The sequence below is a fragment of the Achromobacter animicus genome (genome assembly GCF_902859585.1).
GTDB classification, from domain to species: domain Bacteria; phylum Pseudomonadota; class Gammaproteobacteria; order Burkholderiales; family Burkholderiaceae_B; genus Achromobacter; species Achromobacter animicus.
This window is the reverse complement of the sequence record NZ_CADIJM010000038.1, coordinates 1-1,524: the sequence shown is the minus strand read 5'-3', so window position 1 is coordinate 1,524 and position 1,524 is coordinate 1. Positions and strand designations below refer to the sequence as shown.

The 1,524-nt window shown below is 63.6% G+C and carries 1 protein-coding gene; it reads right to left on the bottom strand.

Translation table 11 applies throughout. From position 1 onward, the window contains the following. A partial coding sequence (locus HV681_RS27655; protein ID WP_175126282.1) for a cadherin-like domain-containing protein occupies positions 1 to 1,524 on the bottom strand: 1,524 nt, incomplete at both ends.

Here is a 1,524-nt window from a genome sequence, read left to right as displayed (position 1 = left end):
TTGTTCAGTTGGTAGGACCACGTGCCGTCGCCGTTGTCGACCAGCTTGCCGTACTTGGCATCGGTCGTCGTGATGGCCACGGTGCTCTTATCGGCGCCGAGCGTGTCGTTGGCGAGCACATTGCCGTTGATCGGCGTTGCGGTGTCTTCGGTGACCGAAGCCGCATCGTTCTTGGCGATCGGAGCCGTGTCGATGATCTGGATGACCAGGTCGTTGCTCGTCGACTTGCCGGCCAGGTCGGTGACCTTGACCGTGAAGTTGTCACGGACCGAGTCATCGCCTGCCGAGTGGTTGTCCGCGCCGCCCGTTTCCTTGTAGGAGTAGGAGATGACGCCCGTCGCAGCGTTGTAGCCGGTGACCGTCAGGATGCCCTTCTCGGTGGTGATGACGACCGGGTTCGCGGCAGATGCGCCGGTCACATCGCGACCAGCAACCGTGACGGCGGTAATGCCGGCTTCAGCCGACACGCCAATCGAACCCGTGACCGTCGCGCCGGAAGCTTCCACCACGCTGTTGTGCGCGCTGGTGACGTTGCCGTCCGAATCAACCGGGGTGACGACCGGAGGACCATCGGTCTGGCCGTTGATGGTGATGGTCAGGGTCGCTTCGCTCTTGTCGCCGTCCGCATCCGTGATCGTGTAGCGGATGGTCTCGGTGAGCGTTTGGCCGTTATTCAAAGCCTGAACCGCGGGCAGGCCGTTGTTCAGTCGGTACGACCACGTGCCGTCGCCGTTGTCGACCAGCTTGCCGTACTTGGCATCGGTCGTCGTGATGGCCACGGTGCTCTTATCGGCGCCGAGCGTGTCGTTGGCGAGCACATTGCCGTTGATCGGCGTTGCGGTGTCTTCGGTGACCGAAGCCGCATCGTTCTTGGCGATCGGGGCCGTGTCAACGATCTGGATGACCAGATCATTGCTCGTCGACTTGCCGGCCAGGTCGGTGACCTTGACCGTGAAGTTGTCACGAACCGAGTCGTCGCCCGCCGAGTGGTTATCCGCGCCGCCCGTTTCCTTGTAGGAGTAGGAGATGACGCCCGTCGCGGCGTTGTAGCCGGTGACGGTCAGGATGCCCTTCTCGGTGGTGATGACAACCGGGTTGGCGGCAGAGGCGCCGGTCACGTCGCGGCCAGCCACGGTGACGGCGGTGATGCCGGCTTCAGCCGACACGCCAATCGAACCCGTGACCGTCGCGCCGGAAGCTTCCACCACGCTGTTGTGCGCGCTGGTGACGTTGCCGTCGCTGTCAACCGGCGTGACGACCGGGGGACCATCGGTCTGGCCGTTGATGGTGATGGTCAGGGTCGCTTCGCTCTTGTCGCCGTCCGCGTCCGTGATGGTGTAGCGGATGGTTTCCGTGAGCGTTTGGCCGTTGTTCAGGGCTTGGACTGCCGGCAGGCTGTTGTTCAGCTGATAGGACCAGGTGCCGTCGCCGTTGTCGACCAGCTTGCCGTACTTGGCGTCGGTCGTCGTGATGGCGACGGTGCTCTTGTCGGCGCCGAGCGTGTCGTTGGTCAGGACGTTGCCG